1 protein-coding gene and 1 pseudogene are annotated in these 1100 nt (G+C 46.9%); both read left to right on the top strand.

Going from position 1 to position 1100, the window contains the following annotated elements:
• Positions 1-237 (top strand): annotated as a pseudogene (locus tag AC6F7T_RS02100) (aminotransferase); the annotation flags it as partial.
• An 84-nt stretch (positions 238-321) separates the two neighbouring features.
• Positions 322-1100: transposase (locus AC6F7T_RS02105; protein WP_500716316.1), on the top strand; the 779-nt coding region annotated here is incomplete at its 3' end.

Here is a 1100-nt window from a genome sequence, read left to right on the forward strand (position 1 = left end):
TCTAGCGCCATCAACGCCGAAGGCATCCCCTGCTTCTCCGGCAGTTGCAGCGAAATCTACCGCGAAAAATCTTTTGCTGATGCCGGCCTCGGTCCTGACCACCGGCTGCCGGTTGCGCGTGAGCTTGGCGACACCAGCCTGATGTTCCTGGTGCACCCGACCCTGCGCGAAAGTGATATCGAAAAAACAATTAAGGTTGTGGAGCGAGTGATGAAACAGAGTACTGAGAAAAGATAGTACTGAGTATAAACCCCTGAGGGGTCAGGTGTTCACTGTTTACTCATTTTGTGTTATGATGACTCCTCATTGTAAGGAGTTGTCATGCCCAGAAAGCCTCGTATTACCATCCCCGGTTGCTACCATATCCTCAATCGTGGGGTGAATCGCGAAAGTGTTTTACCAACGACAGAAGATAAAGAGAAATTTTTAGAATTGCTTGATTTGTCACGCGGGATTTATCGGTTCACCGTTCATGCCTTTTGTCTTCTTGACAACCACTATCACTTGCTGATTGAAACATCCAGGGACAATTTGTCACTGGCGATACGTTACATCAATTCGCGCTACGCTGAGTATTATAATGCGAAAACAAACAGGACCGGTCCGTTGTGGCAAGGGCGTTATAAGTCCTGGTTCGTTCATGATGAACAATACTTTTGGTTGTTACTGCGCTACATAGAAATGAATCCGTTAAGGGCTGGTTTAGTTGATCATATTGGTGACTATCGGTATGCCTCTGCCTGGTTTGTTAAGCACTCATCTCATACAAGTGTGTTGACCGGCTCGAGCCTGTATACAAAAGATTTATGCGCGTGGCTGGTGCCCTTGAATGCGGCGGGGTTGGATCGTTTGACGCAATTTGAAAACCAGCGTCTTGAGCAATGTGGTCGGGATGTCAAATCGGCGGAAGCTCGTGTTTTAAGTGATTACTTCTGTAGTGGATCAGGCGACATAGAAGAACGTAACACATCTATCTATCAGGCATTCATGGATGGGTTCTATCAATCATCAATAGCCGCTCATCTTGGCCTTTCGACAACGGCTATTTGCCGCATTGTTGATGTCGAGCGTAAGAAGAGGGCGCTTTTCATAAAAATTCG

The organism is Pelovirga sp. (assembly GCF_059864205.1).